Origin of the sequence: Saccharothrix sp. NPDC042600 (genome assembly GCF_040647305.1) — a bacterium.
GTDB classification, from domain to species: Bacteria; Actinomycetota; Actinomycetes; order Mycobacteriales; family Pseudonocardiaceae; genus Actinosynnema; species Actinosynnema mutabilis.
Window position 1 is genome coordinate 1 of sequence record NZ_JBEZBW010000214.1, and the last position, 1001, is coordinate 1001.

The 1001-nt window shown below is 75.4% G+C and carries 1 pseudogene; it reads left to right on the forward strand.

From position 1 onward, the window contains the following. Positions 1-1001 (forward strand): annotated as a pseudogene (locus AB0A74_RS42660) (hypothetical protein); the annotation flags it as partial.

Below are 1001 nucleotides of genomic sequence, written 5' to 3' on the forward strand. Positions count from 1 at the left end.
ATCGCGAAGATCATCCAGGACCTGCTGGACACCATCAAGAAGGTCTCGCCGATGCTGAAGCGTCTGGTCGAGGTGTTCGAGAAGGTGATGAAGGTCCTGGGCAAGATCGCCGGCAAGGCGACGGGCCTGGACGTGCTGGACCCGAAGAACATCAAGAAGGGCGGTTTCCTCCAGACCGGCAAGGCCGACGTGGACACCCCCAACGGCTCCACCGGCAACAGCCCCGGCTCCGGCGACGGCAACGGCTCCGGCTCTGACGGCTCCAACTCCGGCAACGGCGACGGCACCGGCGATGGCACCGGTTCCGACAACAGTCCCGGCACGGGCGACCCCGACTCGCCGACCCCGTCCAACCGCCCCGGCGAAGGCACGACGAACACGGCAAGCACCCCGACCTCCACCGACACGCCACGCCCGGGCCGCACCGACCCCGGCGACACGACCCCGACCGGCACTCCGCGCCCGGGCCGTGACCCGGGTGGCAACAGCCCGGACCCCGACCAGCCACGCGGCGGCGTGGGCGAGACGCGCGGCGGCCCCGGCGGCAACTCCCCGACCGGCGACTACCGTCCCGCTCCGGGCGGCACCCCCGTGGGCGAGCACCGAGGCGGTCCCGGCGGGCAGCCTTCCCCCGGCTACAGCAGCCCGGGCGGCAACAGCGGCAGCCCCGGCGGCGGAGGCACGCCCAGCGGTTACAGCAGCGGCCCCGGCGGTGGCGGCGGTACTCCCGGCGGCCACAACGGTGCCCCCGGTGGCGGCGGCACCCCCGGCGGCTACAGCAGCGGCCCCGGCGGCGGCTCGCCCGGCGGCGGCGGTGGCGGTTCCTACAGCGGTGGCGGCAGCCCGAACGCCGGCAACCCGCCCCACGCCCCCACCCCCACCCGCTACGACCAGACCTCGGCCGCGGCAGCGACCCCGGAAGCCCCCGCACGCCCCGACCAGCCCCACACACCCACCCCCGGCCCGCAAACCCCCACCAACCCGACCGGCGGTGCCCCCAC